Origin of the sequence: Catenuloplanes niger (assembly GCF_031458255.1) — a bacterium.
GTDB lineage: Bacteria > Actinomycetota > Actinomycetes > Mycobacteriales > Micromonosporaceae > Catenuloplanes > Catenuloplanes niger.
This window is the reverse complement of the sequence record NZ_JAVDYC010000001.1, coordinates 1,856,085-1,873,941: the sequence shown is the minus strand read 5'-3', so window position 1 is coordinate 1,873,941 and position 17,857 is coordinate 1,856,085. Positions and strand designations below refer to the sequence as shown.

General features: G+C 72.5%; 18 protein-coding genes and 2 pseudogenes. 17 read left to right on the top strand and 3 right to left on the bottom strand.

The genetic code is table 11. From position 1 onward, the window contains the following. Nucleotides 1-49 precede the first annotated feature (49 nt). The 13 genes and pseudogenes from sufD to J2S44_RS08075 form a co-directional block, all read left to right on the top strand. Nucleotides 50-949: pseudogene (gene sufD, locus J2S44_RS08135) on the top strand (Fe-S cluster assembly protein SufD); the annotation flags it as partial. Then, on the top strand, nucleotides 950-1,285 hold the full coding sequence (locus J2S44_RS08130) for a non-heme iron oxygenase ferredoxin subunit (protein WP_310410369.1): 336 nt from the start codon (nucleotides 950-952) through the stop codon (nucleotides 1,283-1,285). Beyond that, complete coding sequence (gene sufC / locus J2S44_RS08125; RefSeq protein ID WP_310410367.1) at nucleotides 1,282-2,055, top strand: Fe-S cluster assembly ATPase SufC; 774 nt, start codon at nucleotides 1,282-1,284, stop codon at nucleotides 2,053-2,055. Before J2S44_RS08130 ends, sufC begins: the two co-directional genes overlap by 4 nt. 16 nt (nucleotides 2,056-2,071) lie before the next feature. After that, on the top strand, nucleotides 2,072-3,364 hold the full coding sequence (locus tag J2S44_RS08120; protein WP_310410365.1) for a cysteine desulfurase: 1,293 nt from the start codon (nucleotides 2,072-2,074) through the stop codon (nucleotides 3,362-3,364). A gap of 12 nt (nucleotides 3,365-3,376) precedes the next feature. After that, nucleotides 3,377-3,832, top strand: a complete 456-nt coding sequence (sufU, locus tag J2S44_RS08115) for a Fe-S cluster assembly sulfur transfer protein SufU (RefSeq protein WP_310410363.1) — start codon at nucleotides 3,377-3,379, stop codon at nucleotides 3,830-3,832. Between the two features lie 11 nt (nucleotides 3,833-3,843). After that, nucleotides 3,844-4,287 carry a metal-sulfur cluster assembly factor gene (locus J2S44_RS08110; RefSeq protein ID WP_310410362.1) on the top strand — a complete coding sequence of 148 codons (444 nt, stop codon included), beginning with the start codon at nucleotides 3,844-3,846 and terminating at the stop codon, nucleotides 4,285-4,287. Nucleotides 4,288-4,401: 114 nt separating this feature from the next. Further along, nucleotides 4,402-5,145 carry an HAD family hydrolase gene (locus tag J2S44_RS08105; RefSeq protein WP_310410359.1) on the top strand — a complete coding sequence of 248 codons (744 nt, stop codon included), beginning with the start codon at nucleotides 4,402-4,404 and terminating at the stop codon, nucleotides 5,143-5,145. A gap of 73 nt (nucleotides 5,146-5,218) precedes the next feature. Then, entirely contained in the window at nucleotides 5,219-5,362 is a 144-nt protein-coding gene (locus J2S44_RS08100) for a hypothetical protein (protein ID WP_310410357.1), read from the top strand. Further along, a pseudogene (locus J2S44_RS08095) lies at nucleotides 5,359-5,981 on the top strand (LysE family transporter). Before J2S44_RS08100 ends, J2S44_RS08095 begins: the two are co-directional and overlap by 4 nt. Before the next feature lie 285 nt (nucleotides 5,982-6,266). Continuing rightward, the gene (locus tag J2S44_RS08090) at nucleotides 6,267-7,745 is read left to right on the top strand and encodes a bifunctional 3-(3-hydroxy-phenyl)propionate/3-hydroxycinnamic acid hydroxylase (protein WP_310410355.1); all 1,479 of its coding nucleotides are present in this window, start codon (nucleotides 6,267-6,269) and stop codon (nucleotides 7,743-7,745) included. Between the two features lie 174 nt (nucleotides 7,746-7,919). After that, nucleotides 7,920-8,969, top strand: coding sequence for a hypothetical protein (locus tag J2S44_RS08085; protein ID WP_310410353.1), 1,050 nt, complete (start codon nucleotides 7,920-7,922; stop codon nucleotides 8,967-8,969). After that, nucleotides 8,970-9,608 (top strand): sigma-70 family RNA polymerase sigma factor, encoded by a 639-nt coding sequence (locus J2S44_RS08080; protein ID WP_310410351.1) that lies wholly within the window; start codon nucleotides 8,970-8,972, stop codon nucleotides 9,606-9,608. It begins immediately after the preceding gene. A gap of 17 nt (nucleotides 9,609-9,625) precedes the next feature. Beyond that, the gene (locus tag J2S44_RS08075; protein WP_310410350.1) at nucleotides 9,626-10,276 is read left to right on the top strand and encodes an acVLRF1 family peptidyl-tRNA hydrolase; all 651 of its coding nucleotides are present in this window, start codon (nucleotides 9,626-9,628) and stop codon (nucleotides 10,274-10,276) included. Nucleotides 10,277-10,340: 64 nt separating this feature from the next. Here the strand turns inward: J2S44_RS08075 and ypfJ are convergent, their stop codons facing one another. Then, nucleotides 10,341-11,264, bottom strand: a complete 924-nt coding sequence (gene ypfJ / locus J2S44_RS08070) for a KPN_02809 family neutral zinc metallopeptidase (RefSeq protein WP_310410348.1) — start codon at nucleotides 11,262-11,264, stop codon at nucleotides 10,341-10,343. A gap of 200 nt (nucleotides 11,265-11,464) precedes the next feature. On the opposite strand from ypfJ, the gene J2S44_RS08065 reads away from it, so the two are divergent. From J2S44_RS08065 to J2S44_RS08050, 4 genes are all read left to right on the top strand, one after another. Further along, nucleotides 11,465-13,063, top strand: a complete 1,599-nt coding sequence (locus tag J2S44_RS08065) for an ABC-F family ATP-binding cassette domain-containing protein (protein WP_310429513.1) — start codon at nucleotides 11,465-11,467, stop codon at nucleotides 13,061-13,063. Nucleotides 13,064-13,433: 370 nt separating this feature from the next. Next, nucleotides 13,434-13,661 carry a helix-turn-helix domain-containing protein gene (locus J2S44_RS08060; protein ID WP_306827061.1) on the top strand — a complete coding sequence of 76 codons (228 nt, stop codon included), beginning with the start codon at nucleotides 13,434-13,436 and terminating at the stop codon, nucleotides 13,659-13,661. Between the two features lie 46 nt (nucleotides 13,662-13,707). Continuing rightward, nucleotides 13,708-14,454, top strand: a complete 747-nt coding sequence (locus J2S44_RS08055) for an enoyl-CoA hydratase/isomerase family protein (protein WP_310410346.1) — start codon at nucleotides 13,708-13,710, stop codon at nucleotides 14,452-14,454. Nucleotides 14,455-14,606: 152 nt separating this feature from the next. Continuing rightward, nucleotides 14,607-16,484, top strand: coding sequence for an ABC transporter ATP-binding protein (locus J2S44_RS08050; protein WP_310429511.1), 1,878 nt, complete (start codon nucleotides 14,607-14,609; stop codon nucleotides 16,482-16,484). 19 nt (nucleotides 16,485-16,503) lie between these two features. Here J2S44_RS08050 and mug read toward each other — a convergent pair whose 3' ends face one another. Continuing rightward, nucleotides 16,504-17,046 carry a G/U mismatch-specific DNA glycosylase gene (gene mug, locus J2S44_RS08045; RefSeq protein WP_310410345.1) on the bottom strand — a complete coding sequence of 181 codons (543 nt, stop codon included), beginning with the start codon at nucleotides 17,044-17,046 and terminating at the stop codon, nucleotides 16,504-16,506. After that, complete coding sequence (locus J2S44_RS08040; RefSeq protein ID WP_310410343.1) at nucleotides 17,046-17,807, bottom strand: SDR family oxidoreductase; 762 nt, start codon at nucleotides 17,805-17,807, stop codon at nucleotides 17,046-17,048. Before J2S44_RS08040 ends, mug begins: the two co-directional genes overlap by 1 nt. Nucleotides 17,808-17,857 lie beyond the last annotated feature (50 nt).

The window sequence follows — 17,857 nt, the reverse complement described above, 5'->3', positions numbered from 1 at the left end:
GGTCGACGGCGTGACCTTGCGGACGCTGGCCGCGTCCGAGGCCGAGAAGGTGCTGACCCCGTTCGACCGGGTCAGCGCGCTCGGCTACGGCGCGGCCACCGAGGTCACGCTCATCGAGATCGCCAAGGACGCGGTGATCAAGGAGCCGGCCGTCATCACGGTGACCGGTACCGGTGCCGAGGGGCTGCACGCGACCCGTACCCAGATCACGGTGGGCCGGTTCGCCGAGGCCTCGCTGGTGCTCTGGCAGCAGGGCTCGGTCACGCTGGCCGACAACGTCGAGGTCGTGATCGCGGACGGCGCCCGGCTGAACCTCGTGACGGTCGCCGACTGGGCGTCCGACGCGGTCCAGGCGCAGCACCTCAAGATCCGCCTCGGCCGGGACGCGCGCGTCGTGCACACCCAGGTCACGCTCGGCGGCGACCTGGTCCGGCAGTTCACCAGCGTGGAGTACACGGACCGGGGCGGCGACGCCGAGCTGTACGGCCTGTACTTCGCGGACGGAGGCCAGCACCAGGAGCACCGTCAGCTCGTCGACCACAGCGTGCCGGACTGCCGCAGCTACGTCGGCTACCGCGGCGCGCTGCAGGGCGCGGAGTCGCACACGGTCTGGGTCGGCGACGTGCTGATCCAGACCGAGGCGACCGGCACCGACACGTACGAGATCAACCGGAACCTGGTGCTCACGGACGGCGCCCGCGCCGACTCGGTGCCGAACCTGGAGATCGAGACCGGCGAGATCGCCGGTGCCGGGCACGCCAGCACCACCGGCCGGTTCGACGACGAGCAGCTGTTCTACCTGATGGCCCGGGGCATCCCCGAGGGCGAGGCCCGCAAGCTGGTCGTCCGGGGCTTCTTCGCCGAGATCCTGCACAAGATCCCGGTGGCGGACCTGCGCGACCGGCTCGGCGACGCCATCGAGGCCCGGCTCGCCAAGACGGGGGCCTGAATGCCGGCAACGGTACGGGTGGCGGCCGTCGCCGAGATCGCCAAGGGAACGGCCATCGCGGTGGAGGTGGAGGGCGTCCCGCTCGCGGTCGTGCACACCGACGACGACGAGTTCCACGCCGTCCACGACGAGTGCTCGCACGCCACCATCCCGCTCTCCGAGGGTGAGGTCGACGGCTGCACCCTGGAGTGCTGGCTGCACGGCTCGCGCTTCGACCTGCGGACCGGCGAGCCCAGCGGCCTGCCCGCCACCGAGCCGGTGGCCGTCTTCCCCGTCGAGGTCCGTGACGGGGACATCTACGTCGACCTGAATCCGAGTAATGGAGTAACGCTGTGAGCACCCTCGAGATCCGCGACCTCCAGGTGTCGGTCAAGCTGCCCGAGGGCGAGCTCAAGCCGATCCTGCGCGGCGTCGACCTGACCGTACGGTCCGGCGAGACGCACGCCATCATGGGGCCCAACGGCTCCGGCAAGTCCACGCTGGCCTACTCGCTGGCCGGCCACCCGCGGTACGAGATCACCGGCGGCACCGTCACGCTGGACGGCGTCGACGTGCTGGCGATGACCGTGGACGAGCGGGCCCGCGCCGGCCTGTTCCTCGCCATGCAGTACCCGGTCGAGGTTCCCGGCGTGTCCGTGGCCAACTTCCTGCGCACCGCGAAGACCGCGATCGACGGCGAGGCGCCGAAGCTGCGCACCTGGGCCGGCGAGCTGCGCGGCGCCATGGAGCGGCTGCAGATGGACCCGGCGTTCGCCCAGCGCAACGTGAACGAGGGCTTCTCCGGCGGTGAGAAGAAGCGCCACGAGATCGTCCAGCTGGAGCTGCTCAAGCCGAAGATCGCCATCCTCGACGAGACCGACTCCGGCCTCGACGTGGACGCGCTGCGGGTGGTCTCCGAGGGCGTCAACCGGGTCCGCGAGAGCGGCGACACCGGCCTGCTGCTGATCACGCACTACACCCGGATCCTGCGCTACATCAAGCCGGACTTCGTGCACGTCTTCGTCAACGGCAAGATCGTTGAGGAGGGCGGCCCGGAGCTGGCCGAGAAGCTGGAGTCCGAGGGCTACGAGCGGTACGTCGCCGGCGCCGGCACGGCCGCGATCTGATCGTCGAAGGAGCCTGATGTCGACCGCCGCGATTCCGCAGGGCATGCCTCAGTACGAGGACAAGCCCCGGTTCGACGTGGAGAAGGTCCGCGCCGACTTCCCGATCCTCGACCGTGAGGTCAACGGTCACCGCATGGTCTACCTGGACAGCGGCAACACGTCGCAGAAACCGCGCCAGGTGCTCGAGGTCATGCAGGCGCACCTGGAACGGCACAACGGCAACGTGTCCCGTTCCGTCCACACGGTCGGCACCGAGGCGACCGAGGCGTACGAGGGGGCCCGCGCGAAGGTCGCGGGCTTCATCAACGCGCCGAGCGTCGACGAGGTGGTGTTCACCAAGAACGCCACCGAGTCGATCAACCTGGTGGCGTACTCGTTCTCCGAGCGCGCCGACGACCCGCGTTTCCGGATCGGGCCCGGCGACGAGGTCGTCATCACCGAGATGGAGCACCACTCCAACATCGTGCCGTGGCAGCTGCTCTGCGAGCGCACCGGCGCGACGCTGCGCTGGTTCTCCATCACCGACCAGGGCCGGCTGCAGCTCGACAAGCTCGACGAGCTGATCAACGAGCGCACCAAGATCGTGTCGTACGCGCTGGTCTCCAACACGCTCGGCACGATCAACCCGACGTCCGCCATCACCGCGCGGGCGCGCGAGGTCGGCGCGTTGGTCATGCTGGACGCGTCGCAGGCCGCGCCGCACATCCCGGTCGACGTGCGCGACCTGAACGTGGACTTCATCGCGTTCACCGGGCACAAGATGTGCGGCCCGACCGGCGTCGGCGTGCTCTGGGGCAGGTACGAGCTGCTCACCGCGATGCCGCCGTTCCTCGGTGGCGGCTCGATGATCGAGACCGTGTCGATGAGCGGGTCCACGTTCGCGGCGCCACCGGCGAAGTTCGAGGCCGGCACGCCGCCGATCGTGGAGGTGGTGGGACTCGGCGCGGCCGTGGACTACCTCACCGGCATCGGCATGGAGGCCATCGCCTGGCACGAGAAGGAGCTCACCGCGTACGCGCTGGACGCTCTTCTGGCCGTGCCGGGTCTTCGGATCTTCGGCCCGGAGACGCCGGTCGGCCGCGGCGGCACGCTCTCGTTCGCGCTCGACGGCGTGCACCCGCACGACGTCGGTCAGGTGCTCGACTCGCTCGGCGTGGAGGTGCGCGTCGGCCACCACTGCGCGCGGCCGGTCTGCGCCCGGTACGGCGTTCCGGCGATGACCCGAGCGTCGTTCTACCTGTACACGACCACCGAAGAGGTCGATGCGCTCGTGCGCGGCCTCGATCAGGTGCGGAAGATATTCGGCTGAGGGGCGCGAGCGATGCTTGACGGGCTCTACCAGGAGATCATCCTGGACCACTACAAGCACCCGCACGGGCGCGGGCTGCGTGACCCCTTCGCCGGGGAGGCGCACCACGTGAATCCCACGTGCGGCGACGAGGTCACCGTGCGCGTCGCGGTGGACCCGGACGGCGTGCTCTCCGACATCTCGTACGACGGGCAGGGCTGCTCGATCAGCCAGGCGTCCGCCAGCGTGCTGCACGAGCTGCTGCAGGGCCGCCGGCCCGACGAGGCGGCCCGGGTGCACGCGGCGTTCGCCCACCTGATGGGCGGGCGCGGCGCGGTCGAGCCGGACGAGGAACTGCTCGGTGACGGCGTCGCCTTCGCCGGCGTCGCGAAGTACCCGGCGCGCGTGAAGTGCGCGCTGCTGCCCTGGATGGCGTTCAAGGACGCGGCGGCGCGTGCCGGCGTGGCCGTGACCACACCCGCTGCCTGAAAGGTTCCCTGATGACTGACACCCCTGCGTCGATCTACGACGCCACGGTTCCCGCCACCGCCCCGGCCGCGACGGACACCGCGGACTCCCCGGAGGTCGCGGCCGTGCCGTCGGCCCCGGTGGCCGTGGACCCGAAGCTGGTCGCGGACATCGAGGAGGCGATGAAGGACGTCGTCGACCCCGAGCTCGGCATCAACGTCGTCGACCTCGGCCTGATCTACGGCGTCCACGTGGACGCGGAGAAGGTCGCCACGCTCGACATGACGCTCACGTCCGCGGCCTGCCCGCTGACCGACGTGATCGAGGACCAGACCCGTACCGCGCTGCTCAGCGGCCCGGACGGCGGACTCGTCAACGACGTGCGGATCAACTGGGTCTGGCTGCCGCCGTGGGGCCCGGACAAGATCACCGACGAGGGCCGCGACCAGCTCCGCTCGCTCGGCTTCAACGTCTGATCACCCGGTGAACCGGTGCCCGGATCAGCCGGGCACCGGTCGCTTTTGGACACCGGCCGTATCCGGGTATCCCCCGATACGGCCTACCGGTGCGAACATGTCAGGATCAATGCCGTGTTGATCAGGCCACGGGCGCTGCTGCTCGACTTCCACGGGGTGATCGGCCACGCGACGGCCCGCCCCGGCCGCGAGGACGCGTTCATCGAGGTTCTCGCGCGCATCGCCGGGCCGTCCGTGCCCGTCGAGCGGATCCGCGCGGACCACGCGGCCGGCCGCGCGGCCTACCGCTCGTGGCGCGACGCCATGTCCCGCCCGTCCGCGCCGCCGGAGCTGTCCCAGCAGGAGTTCTGGGCCGAGTACGTGGCCGCGGACTGGCCGGCCGCCGCGCGCGCCGCGGTCCGGGACAGCGCCGAGGTGCTCAGCCGCCTCTGGCTGATCGACAACAACGACTGGACGCTGCTGCCCGGCATCGTCGAGCTGGTCCAGACCGCGGTCGACGCCGGTCTGCCGGTCGCGGTGGTCAGCAACACGCTCTGCGGCGCCGCGTTCCGCGAGATCATCGCGGAGTCCCCGCTGGACGGCGCGTTCGGCGCGGAGATCTACAGCGACGAGGTCGGCGTCCGCAAACCGAACCCGGCCATCCTCAAGCACGCGGCCGACCGGCTCGGCGTCGACCTGACGCACGCCTGGTTCGCCGGCGACAAGCTCGACCGCGACGTCCTCTGCGGCCGCCGCGCGGGCGTCGGCGCGACCATCCTGATGGCCGCGGAACCGGTCCCGCACCCCTCCATCACGCCACACACGAACGTGCCGGACGCGGACGCCCTCCGCACCCTGCTCCAGGCGTACCTGACCTGACGGTGCCGCGCCCGCGGCGGGCGGGCCGGAAAACCGATCGCCCGGCACGGTACGGGCGGCCACCATGGAGCGCATGACCGAGACGACGCGGCGCCGGCTCACCGTCCCGACGGCCACCCGGGCCGCGCGACAGCGGTGCGCCTCCGGGCCCGGCTCGGCGCGCCGCCGGCAGCGGCGGGGTTACCGGACCGCCTCGGCGCACCGCCGCCGACGGTGAGCGCGGCCTTCCTGGCCGGGGTGGTCGCCGGTTAGGCGTGGCCGTGCCGGTCGGGGCGATCGCGATCCTGATCGCCGGCCTGGCCGCCCGCACGTCGCCGCGCGTCGGTGCCGCCGCCGCGCTCGGCGTGGCCACCGCGGACGGTCTCTACGCGGCCGTCGCGGTCACCGGCGGTGCGGCCCTGGCCGGGATCATCGCGCCGGTCGCCGCGCCGATGCGCCGGATCGCCGCGCTCATCCTGGTCGCGCTCGCCGCGCACACCGCGTACACCGCGATCCGGCAGCACCGCCGTCCGGTCCGCGCCGCGGCCGGCGCCGGGATGACCACACCGATCCGTGCGTACGGCGGGATTCTCGCGCTGACCGTGCTCAACCCGATGACCGTCGTCTACTTCGGCGCGCTCGTGCTGGCCCGGCAGGCCTCCGGCGATTTGTCGCCGGCCGCGGCTGCGGCGTTCGTGCTGGGCGCGTTCCTGGCCTCGGCGAGCTGGCAGCTGCTGATCGCGGCCGGCGGTTCCCTGGTCGGCCGCGCGCTGACCGGCCGTCGCGGCCGGCTGCTGACCGCGCTGGTCTCCGCCGTCCTGATCGTGGCCCTGGCCGCCCATACCGCCACCTCCTGACCGCACCGGCCGACCGCTCCCGCCGACCGCGCTCGGCTGACCGCACTCGGCTGACCGCGCTCGGCCGACCGCGCCCGGCTGACCGCGCCCGGCCGAACCGCCCGGCACACCGCACCGCGCCGTGCGTCCCGCGCCACGGCGGCGCCGGTGGACCGCCGTCCGCCGCGGCGGGTGGCTCGTGGTGGCGGGTGGCCGCACCGTGACGAGCCGGACGCGCGGCGCACGAGGGCTGTTCCGCCGGTCACGCGGCGAGCGTACGGCCCGGGTCTGCGGTTGTATGTGGGAGTGACGGTGCTGGTGGTGGGCGCGGGCCCGACGGGACTGACGGCGGCGATCCTGCTCGCCCAGCGGGGCGTCCCGGTGGTCGTGGCCGAGCGGCACCGCGAGCCGTACCCGTTGCCGCGCGCCGTGCACCTGGACGACGAGGGCCACCGGATCCTGCAGTGGGCGGGCGTGGCCGACGCGTTCAGCGCGATCAGCCGGCCCGCGCTCGGGCTGCGGATCGTGGACGGGCGGCTGCGCACGCTCGCCGAGTTCCACCGGGACAGCGCGGTCGGGGTGCACGGATGGCCGCAGGCCAACATGTTTGACCAGCCGGCGCTGGACGCGCTGCTGCGGGACCGTCTGGCCGAGTTGCCGCACGCGCTGTTGCGCACCGGCACCGAGCTGGTCGCGCTCGACCCGGCGGGCCGGCACGCCACGCTGCGCTCGGCCGACGGCACCCACCGCCTGGAGACGGACGCGATCCTCGCGTGCGACGGCGCGAACTCCACGGTCCGCACGCTGCTCGGCGCGCGCAGCACCGACCTCGGCTACAGCGAGGACTGGCTGGTCGTGGACGCGGTCAGCGCGCACGACCTCGGGCACTGGGGCGGCGTGCACCAGGTCAGCGATCCCCGGCGCGCGGCCACCTTCATGCAGATCGGCGCGGACCGCTACCGCTGGGAGTTCCGGTTGCTGCCCGGCGAGACGGCGGACGGGCCGGACCTGACCGCGCTGCTGGCGCCGTGGACCGGCGGCACGGACGTGGAGATCCGGCGGCGGGTCGCGTACACGTTCCGGGCCCGGATCGCGGACCGCTGGCGGTACGGGCGGGTCTTCCTGCTCGGCGACGCCGCGCACGAGACGCCGCCGTTCATCGGGCAGGGACTGGGCGCGGGACTGCGCGACGCGGCGAACCTGGCCTGGAAGCTGGAGCTGGTGCTGACCGGGCGGGCCGGGGAGGCGCTGCTCGACACCTACCAGCGGGAGCGCCGCCGGCCCGCGCTGCGCCTCATCCAGGCGGCCCGGCTGCTCGGCGCCGCGATGACCGGGGGACAGGACGGTGCCGCGGCGGTACGCCGGGCCGTGCTGGCCGCGGCCGTCCGGGTGCCCGGGTTCACCGCGGCCGGCCTGCGCGGCATCGCGCCGCTGATCGGGCCGAGCGAGCTGCGCCCGTGGTGGAGCCGCCCGCCGACCGGCCGGGTGCTGCCGCAACCGCGGGTCCGGTACCGGGGCCGTGAGGTGCTGCTCGACGACGTGCTCGGCCCCGGCTTCGCGATCCTCACCACCGCACCGGGGCGGCGCACGGCGGAGCTCGCGGCGGCACTGGACGCGCCGGTCGTCGACCTGACGAACGACGTCACGGACGGGACCCGCGTGCTGGCCGGATGGGTACGCCCCGGCCGTACCCTCGTGGTGCGCCCGGATCGGTTGATCCTGAGGTCCGGTCACCGGTTCTCGGGCGCCTCCCGGCCGGAGAGCGGTGACGGCCTGCCCGTGTGAGCGGTGACGCACGCGCGCCACCGTCTCCGGCGTGACGTGGGAATGCCGTGGAACGCGAAGACGGTGGCGCGGCGGGCGATCGTCAACCGGTCGGCGACGTCCGTGCGGGACGGTGTCACCGAACCGGCGTCCGCGGAGTCTTCATGGCGTCGGCCGGAAGAGGGAAACACCGCTGTGACTCATGAACTACGCCGGCTCCTCGAGGAGGAGCTCGCCGGGGAGACGCCACCACCGCTCGGCGACGTGGTGCGGGTGTCCGTCGACTCGGGGCGACGCGTCCGCCGTCGGCGCCGGTGGTTCGCCGGTGCCGGCGGCGGTACCGCGGCCGCCGTGCTCGCCGTCGCGGGACTCGTCGCGCTGGGCACGCCGACCGGCTCCACCCAGCCACCCACCGCGGAGTCCTCGCCGGCGCTGACCGCGGCGGCACCGCCGGAGCAGGCCGCCCCGGCCACGCCGGGACGGTGCGCCACACCGAGCGCGAACCCGAGCCCGGCGGCCGGCGACCCCCGGCCCGCGGACGGCGCTGCCGGCCCCGCCACCAAGGGCGACCCCGGGCAGGCCGGGGGCACCGACCTGAGCCAGGCGGACGCGCACTCGGACGACCGGTGGGGCAGCGGCGGCCTCTGGATGGTCGACTGCACGGGCGCGCTCCGCGGGATCGACCTGACCGCGCCGGTGCTGCAGCCCGCGAGCGGGCTGGGGCTCGCCCGCACCACGCCGTCGGCCGCGCTGGCGCTGCTCTCCTCCCTGGTACCGAAGGGCGCCGTCGACGGGCTGGCCTACCGGGAGACCGCGGACAGCCCGCCCGGGTCCGTCTACGTGCAGATGTACCTGAACCGTGGCGACGGCGCCGGCATGATCCGCCTCTACCTCGCCGGCCCGGAGAAGATGACGGCCGGCCTCGCGTCGCGGATGTGCGTGGGCATGCGGTCGTGCGTGAACATGCCCGGCACCGGGCTGCTGGTGGTGGAGAACAACCCGGACGAGTGCACGCTCTTCCAGACCGTCTCGCTCTACCGCGCGGACGGCGTGGTGGTGTCGCTGATGCTCGGCGACTGCCTGATGTGGGACGGCCGGCAGAACCCGCCCGGCCAGGTCGTGCTGACGTTGCAGGAGGCGGTCACCGTGGTGCTGGATCCACAGTGGGGACCGCAGATGCCGATCGAGCTGATCAAGTCGGGCGCGACCGACTTCCCGAAGCTCGACACGATTGTTGGAGGCTGAGTGACCAGCGTTCCCGGCAACTACGCCCTGGCGGCGCCGGCCGTGGCCCCCTCCGCACCACCCCAGCCGTCGTCGTCCGAGTCCGGCGCGCGTCGCCTGCTGCGCACCGGGCGGGCCCGGGCCGCGCGCCAGGAGCAGGAGGACGAGTACGTCGAGTTCGCCCAGGCGATGGCGGAGCGGCTGCGGCGCACCGCGTTCCTGATGTGCCGCGACTGGCACCTGGCCCAGGACCTGACCCAGATCACGCTCACCAAGATGTACGTGTCGTGGAACCGGATACACGGCACCGTCAACGTCGAGGCGTACAGCCACAAGGTGCTGATGAACGCGCTCTTCGACCACCGGCGCAAGGGCGGCCGCGAGTTCGTCGGCATCGCGACCGGTGACCAGCTCGACTCGCCGGTCCCGGAGGCCGGCCCGGAGCTGCGGATGACGCTGCTGGAGGCGCTCGGCACGCTGCCGGAGCGGGACCGCGCGATCGTGGTGCTGCGCTACTGGGAGGACCACAGCGTGGAGACCGTCGCCGAGGTGATGGGCGTCTCCACCACGGTCGTGAAGTCGCAGAGCAAGCGCTGCCTGCAACGCCTGCGCCGGCTCCTCGGCGACCACCGCGCGCTGCTCCTGGAGGAGACCGACTGACGCTCTAGGCTGTGGGCATGCGCGCGCGACCGGCCGCGGGCGGCGGCCGCCGGGTCGAGGTGGTCCCCGGCCGCCTGACCCGCTGGCTCGACAACTTCACGGCCCGGCACGGGCAACCCCGGCAGACCATGCGGGGGTACGCGGTACGCCTGGAGGCACCGGACGGCGCGGTCGCGGAGCTGCACGCGCCGCCCGGTGCGCCGCTGACCGGCGACCCGGAGTCGTTCCTGGCCGCCGCGGTCGCGCCGCGCCCGCTCGGGCTGCTGCTGGCGCGCAAGTCCGCGGTCGCGGTCGGCTGGGCGGCCGGCGACGACCTGCGCGAGTCGAAGGTCGACCGCAGCTACGTGCAGTCCCGCACCGCGGCCGGCGGCTGGTCCCAGCAGCGCTTCGCCCGCCGCCGGGACAACCAGGCGAAGGCCGCGGCCGGCGGCGCCGCCGACATCGCGGTCCGCCTGCTGCTGCCCCGCGCGCGCGAGCTGACCGCGCTGGTCACCGGCGGCGACCGCGCCGCCGTGGACGCGATCCTCGCCGACCGCCGCCTGGCGCCGCTGCTGGAGCTGCGCGCCGAGCGCTTCCTGGACGTCCCGGAACCCCGCCAGGCGGTCCTGGAGGCCGCGCTCCCCGAGGCCCGCGCGATCACGATCGTCGTTCACGACCCCGAACAGTGACCGGGTCGTGGTCGCGTCCCCACGGGAACAGCGACCACGACCCGGCCCTCGGAGGTGCGGGAACTCAGAGCGCGTTGCCGAACGTGTTGCAGGATTTCGGGTCGCCGGTGTCGTAGCCGGTGCGGAACCACTTCTGGCGGTCCGCGGACGAGCCGTGCGTGAACGCCTCCTCGTCGACCGGGTTGCCGGACTTCTGCTGCAGCGTGTCGTCGCCGATCGCGGCCGCGGTGTCCAGGCCCTCCTGGATGTCCCGGTCCGTGATGCTCTTGAAGATCTTCTGGCCGCTCGCGTCGTCGGTGCCGGTCGCGTTCTTCGCCCAGGCGCCCGCGTAGCAGTCGGCCTGCAGCTCCAGCGCCACCGAGAGCTGGTTGGCCGCGCCCGGGTCGCGCTCCTGGGCCCGGCGCATCTCCGCCTCCGTGCCGAGCAGGTCCTGCACGTGGTGGCCGTACTCGTGGGCCAGCACGTACGGCTGGGCGAACTCGCCGGGCGCGCCGAGCTGGTCGGCGAGCTGCCGGTAGAACGTGAGGTCGATGTACACCAGGTCGTCGGCCGGGCAGTAGAACGGGCCGACGCCGGAGTCCGCGTTGCCGCACCCGGTGCTGACCGCCTGCTGGAAGAAGACGGTGTCGGACTCGGCGTACTGCTCGCCGAAGTGCTGCGGCAGCGCGTCCTTCCAGTAGTCCTGGATCGAGTTGACGTAGAGCGCGTTCCGGCACTCCAGCTGCTGCAGCCGGTCCTCCGCGCTGCACTCCTGGGCCAGCGACTGTCCGGAGCCGGCGCCGGTGTCGGTTCCGTCGCCGCCCATCGCGTTCAGGCCGAGTCCGCCGCCGACCAGCGAGACCAGCAGGAAGACCGCGAGCCCGATCCAGGCGCCCTTGCCGCCGCCGATCGGGATCGGGATGCCGGACAGCCCGCCGCCCCCGCCGCCGCTGCCGCGCCGGTCGGTGATCTGGTCGGTGTCGATCCGTGCGTTCTCGTTGAGCTCCATCGTCCGGCTCCACTCGTGATGCGAAGGGTGGCATCGACGTACCCGTTGATCTTGGAAATCAATCCGGCGGAGCGTGCGTTGCGGCATCGGTACACTGAAGGTTGGTGCTCCGCCGTGTGCGGAGCTTCTCTATGCGCCTTAGTAATTTCGTGCCGGGCCAGGTCTCCCGCCCGGGTCTCTTCGAGAGCGAGTCACACCGCATGATCACCGCCACCGGTCTGGAGCTCCGCGCCGGAGCCCGCATCCTGCTGTCCGAGGCCAACCTGCGGATCCAGCCGGGTGACCGGATCGGCCTGGTCGGCCGGAACGGCGCGGGCAAGACCACGACGCTGAAGGTGCTCGCCGGCGAGGGCCAGCCGTACGCGGGGAAGGTCGAGCGCAAGGGCGAGGCCGGCTACCTGCCGCAGGACCCGCGCACCGGCGACCTGGGCGTCACCGCGCGCGACCGGGTGCTCTCCGCCCGCGGCCTGGACGCGATCCTCCGCGAGATGAACGAGCTGCAGGAGAAGCTGGCCGTGGACACCGACGACCGGCTGGTCCGCAGGTACGGTTCGCTGGAGGACCGGTTCGCCGCGCTCGGCGGTTACGCGGCCGAGGCCGAGGCGGCCCGGATCTGCGCGAACCTGGGCCTGGAGGACCGGATCCTGGCGCAGACGATCGGCACGCTCTCCGGTGGCCAGCGCCGCCGGATCGAGCTGGCCCGGATCCTGTTCCGGGACGCCGGGGACAGCGGCATCCTGCTGCTCGACGAGCCGACCAACCACCTGGACGCCGACTCGATCAACTGGCTGAAGAGCTTCCTCGCCGCGCACAAGGGCGGTCTCGTGGTGATCTCCCACGACGGCGCGCTGCTGGAGGCCGTGGTCAACAAGGTGTGGTACCTGGATGCCACCCGGTCCGTGGTCGACCAGTACAACCTGGGCTGGAAGTCGTACCTCGAGCAGCGGGAGACGGACGAGCGCCGCCGCAAGCGCGAGCGGGCCAACGCGGAGAAGAAGGCCGGCGCGCTGATGGCGCAGGCCGACAAGATGCGCGCGAAGGCCACCAAGACCGTCGCCGCGCAGAACATGGCGAAGCGCGCCGAGAAGCTGCTCTCCGGCCTGGAGGACGAGCGCACCGCGGACCGGGTGGCGAAGGTGCGCTTCCCGGCGCCGGCGCCGTGCGGAAAGACGCCGCTGACCGCGTCGAACCTCTCCAAGTCGTACGGCTCGCTGGAGATCTTCACGGACGTGAACGTGGCGGTCGACCGCGGCTCCCGGGTCGCGATCCTCGGCCTGAACGGCGCGGGCAAGACCACGCTGCTGCGCATGCTGGGCGGCCTGCTGGCGTCCGACACCGGGTCGGTGAACCCCGGGCACGGGCTGCGTCTCGGCTACTACGCGCAGGAGCACGAGACGCTGGACGTGGACCGCACGATCCTGGAGCACATGCGCAGCGCCGCGCCGGACCAGTCGGACACCGACCTGCGGAAGATCCTGGGCGCGTTCCTGTTCAGCGGCGACGACGTGAACAAGCCGGCCGGCGTGCTCTCCGGCGGTGAGAAGACCCGTCTGGCGCTCGCCACGCTGGTCTGTTCCGGGGCGAACGTGCTGCTCCTCGACGAGCCGACGAACAACCTGGACCCGGCCAGTCGCGAGCAGGTGCTGGACGCGATCGCGAACTACCCCGGCGCGATCGTGCTCGTCACCCACGACCCGGGCTGTGTGCTGGCGCTGAAGCCGGACCGCGCGATCCTTCTTCCGGACGGTGACGAGGACGCGTGGAGCGACGACCTGCTCGAGCTCGTCGAGCTCGCCTGAGCCGCAGCTAATCCCACCTTTTGCAGTTCCCGTGAGTGGAATTGGCGCCGAAAATTTCAGTGACGGTAGGTATTGACGGCCTCTCCTGTCGGCGGCGACACGGGAGTGTGAAAATCTTGGCACACTCCGTACCGCCCGCGATGTACGGCCGACGATGCCGCACCGCGCGGGCGGCGCCAAGAATGCGCAGGTACGAGCCGATAGGCGGGTAACGAGCCAGCCCACGAAGCGACTCGGCCGCCGTGCGCGCGGCCCGACAGTGGCATGCGTGTCGGTTGGCGAACGAATGGTATCTGGCGCATGATCGTTCGAGGCGGTCTAATAGGTGGGACCGCATCGAACCGCACAGTCTGGGACGTGAGGATTCAACATGGCAGCCACTGGCACAGCCACCAGCACTGAGAAAGGTCGCCGAATTGTCGGGCAGGAGCGTCAGACGCTCGCCAAGGACCTCGTAAAGCGGTATACCTCTGGGGAAAGTATCCGCGCCTTGGCCGCCTCGACGGGCCGTTCCTACGGTTTCGTGCACCGAGTTCTGACCGAAAGCGGCGTTCAACTGCGCCAGCGCGGCGGCGCCCGTCGTCGCAAGAAGGCGTGAGCCCGGTAATCGCCGGCAAACAGTACGCGCGTCCGGGATCCCCCCGATGAATTCAGATAGTGGCGTGCGGCTTGAATGCGACGGGCCGGTGGCGACGGTGACGTTGTGCCGGCCCGACGTCCTCAATGCGCAGACGCCGGATTTGTGGCGCGCGCTGCGCAATTTCTCCCGGGAACTGACCGGAGACGTCCGGGTCGTTGTGGTCCGGGGCGAGGGACGCGCGTTTTCCGCCGGCCTGGACCGTGCGGTGTTCGGCGGCGGCGACTTCACCGAGCTGGCCGCGCTGCCGGAGGCCGAGGCCGCGGACCGGATCGCCGGGTTCCAGGAGGCGTTCACCTGGCTGCGCCGGCCCGACCTGGTGACGATCGCGGCCGTGCAGGGCCACGCGATCGGCGCCGGGTTCCAGCTGGCGCTCGCCTGCGACCTGCGGATCCTCGCCGACGACGCGAAGCTGTCGATGGCCGAGGTGACGCTCGGCCTGGTCCCCGACCTGGGCGGCACAAAGCGCCTGGTCGAGCTGGTCGGCTACGCCCGCGCGCTGGAGATCTGCGTGACCGGCCGCCGGGTCGCCGCGGCCGAGGCCGCCGCGATGGGCCTCGGCAACCTGGTCGTCCCGGTCGCCGAGCTGGAGCAGGCCACCAGCGACCTCACCGCCGCGGTGCTCGCGAGCAACCGGGACGCGGTCATCGAGATCAAGGCGCTGCTCTCCGCCGCCGCGGACCGCTCCTATGCCGACGCCGACCGGGCCGAGCGCGAGGCCCAGGTCCGCCGGGCCAAGGACCTCTTCGGGTGACCGAGGCGTCGGCCGCGTCGCACCGGCGACGCGAACGACGCCTCGATCAGTGGAGTGAACGACGCCTCGATCAGCGGGGTGAATGACGCCTCGATCAGCGGGCCGGCGCGAGCGGCGCTAGATTTGCGGCCGAGATGAACAACATGCGGGGAATGCCGGGCGGGCCCGGGAGCATGGGCGGCTGGTCCACGCTGCGGGCGCTGAACAACGAGAAGAAGCTCGAAGGCCGCAAGGTCGACTGGAAGGTCACCGGGCGGGTGATGCGCTTCGCGTACCCGTACCGCCGGGATATCGTGATCTTCCTGATCGCCGTGGTGATCTCCGCGGTGCTCGGCGTGGCCACGCCCGTGCTGGCCGGCGACGTGGTCAACGAGATCACCCGGGGTGGGCCGGAGGCGGCCCGGACCGTCGTCTGGATCGCGGTGGCGATCGCCGGCATCGCGCTCGCGGACGCGCTGCTCTCGCTCGGCCAGCGGTGGTACTCCGCGCGCGTCGGCGAGAGCATCATCCTGGACCTGCGCACCCGCGTCTTCGACCACGTGCAGCGGCAGCCGCTGGCGTTCTTCACCCGCACCCAGACCGGCGCGCTGGTCAGCCGGCTCAACAACGACGTGATCGGCGCGCAGCAGGCGTTCACGTCCACGCTCTCCGGCGTGGTCAGCAACGCGATCCAGCTCGCGCTCACCGCGGGCGTCATGTTCACGCTCTCCTGGCAGATCACGCTGCTGTCGCTGGTCATGTTGCCGCTGTTCATCCTGCCCGCGCGCCGGGTCGGCCGCCGGCTCGCCGAGATCACCCGGGAGTCGTACGAGCTGAGCGCGTCCATGCAGGCGACCATGGTCGAGCGGTTCGGCGTCGCCGGCGCGCTGCTGGTCAAGCTGTTCGGGTCGCCGGCCGACGAGGCGCGCAAGTTCGAGACCAAGGCCCGGCGGGTCCGCGACATCGGCATCCGTCAGGCGATCTACTCCCGCACGTTCTTCGTCGCGATGCTGCTGGTCGCGTCGCTGGCGCAGGCGCTCACCTACGGCCTCGGCGGCTGGCTCGCGGTCACCGGCGCGGTCAGCGCGGGCACGGTCGTCACGCTCGCGCTGCTGCTCACCCGCCTCTACGGCCCGCTGACCGCGCTCTCGAACGTGCGCGTCGACGTGATGAGCGCACTCGTCTCGTTCGAACGCGTCTTCGAGGTGCTCGACCTGCGCCCGGCGATCGAGGAACGGCCCGGCGCCGTGGAGATCACCGGTGCCCGCGTGGTCTTCGACGACGTCACGTTCCGGTACCCGACGGCCGCGGAGACGTCGCTGGCCTCGCTGGAGGACGTCACGGTGCTGGACCGGGCCGCCACCGAGCCGGTCCTGCACGATCTCTCGTTCACCGTCGAACCGGGCACCATGGTCGCGCTGGTCGGCCCGTCCGGCGCCGGCAAGTCCACCACCGCCATGCTGCTGTCCCGGGTCTACGACGTCACGTCCGGCGCGATCACGATCGGTGGCACGGACGTCCGCGACGCCCGCCTCACCTCGCTGCGCGACACGGTCGGCGTGGTCACCCAGGACGCCCACCTGTTCCACGAGACGATCGCGGAGAACCTCCGCTACGCGCGGCCCGGCGCCACCGACGGCGAGCTGTGGGCCGCGCTGTCCGCCGCGCAGGTCGCGGACGTGGTCCGGGAGCTGCCCGACGGCCTGGAGACGGTCGTGGGCGAGCGCGGCTACCGCTTCTCCGGCGGCGAGAAGCAGCGGATCGCGATCGCCCGCCTGCTGCTCAAGGCCCCGTCCGTGGTGATCCTGGACGAGGCCACCGCACACCTGGACTCGGAGAGCGAGGCGGCGGTGCAGGCCGCGCTCACGGCCGCGCTGACCGGCCGGACCGCGCTGGTCATCGCGCACCGGCTGTCCACCATCCGGGCGGCCGACCAGATCCTCGTCATGAGCCACGGCCGCATCGTCGAACGCGGCACCCACGAGTCCCTGCTCGCCGCGAACGGCCTCTACGCCGACCTCTACCGCACCCAGTTCGCCACCGCGGGCTGAACCGGCGCCGAGTCAAGGGCTATGCCCGCGCCTCGGTGCGCAGGCGGGCGAACTCCTCGATCAGCCGGGGGAGTTGGTAGGACGCGTTGAGGCCGCTGGGGTTGGGGAGGATCCAGATGGCGGTGCCGGCGAGGCGGTCGGGCTGCGGGCCGATGCCGGCCCTGGGGCGGGCGAACGCGGAGCGGTAGGCGCCGATGCCGAGCACGGCCAGCCAGGCGGGACGGAACTCGGCGACCTTCGCGGTCAGCGCGGCGCCGCCGGCGGTCAGCTCGGCCGGGGACAGCTCGTCGGCGCGGGCCGAGGCGCGCGGCACGATGTTCGTGATCCCCAGGCCGTACCCCGGAAGCGTGTCCTGCTCGGCGGGGGTGAGCAACCGGGGCGTGAAGCCGGCGCCGTGCAGCGCCGGCCAGAACCGGTTGCCGGGCCGCGCGAAGTGCCGGCCGGTCGCGGCCGAGTACAGCCCGGGGTTGATGCCGCAGAACAGCACGCGCAGGCCGGGGGCGATCACGTCGGGGACGACCCGGTCGGCCGCGGCGGCCAGCTCCGCCCTGGTGAAGGCCATCAGAGGGTACGGATGGCGCCGCCGTCGACCGGCAGCGCCACACCGTTGAGGAAGCTCGCGGCGGGGGAGAGCACGAACGCGGCGACGCGGCCGAACTCCTCGGGGTCGCCGATCCGGCGCAGCGGGATCGCCCGCCGGTAGCCCGCGGCGGCCGCCTCGGCGTCGCCGGTGGCCTCCATCAGCTCGCGCAGCCGGTCGGTGAGGAAACGGCCGGGCAGCAGGCTCAGCACCCGGACGCCGCGCGGGCCCAGCTCGTCGGCCAGCTCCTTGGCGACCATGGACAGGCCCGGCCGCAGCCCGTTGGAGATGCCGAGACCGCTCAGCGGCGACTTCGACGAGTTGGACGCCACGAACGCGATCACGCCGCCCTCGCCGAGCTCACCGGCGATCGTGCGGGCCACGCGCACCGCGCCCAGGAACACGGTCTCGAACGCGGACCGCCACTGCTCGTCCGTGGCCTCGAGCGTGGAGACGGACGGCGGGCCGCCGACGGAGATCAGTGTGCCGTCGAGCCGCCCGAACCGGGCCCGTGCCGCGTCGACCAGGCGCCGCGCGGCATCCGGATCGCCGAGGTCGGCTGCCACGCCGAGCGCGTGCTCCTCGCCACCCAGGCGGGAGACCGCGTCGCCGACCGCGGCCGCGTCGCGGGCGGAGATCACCACGCGGGCGCCGTCCGCGACGAGCGCGGCCGCGGTGGCGAAGCCGAGACCGCGGGAGGCGCCGGTGAGCACGTACACACGACCGTTCAGACCGAGCTCCATGGCAGTCATCCTACGCACGCGCGAGTTACAAGCCGTACGTACGGATTGCA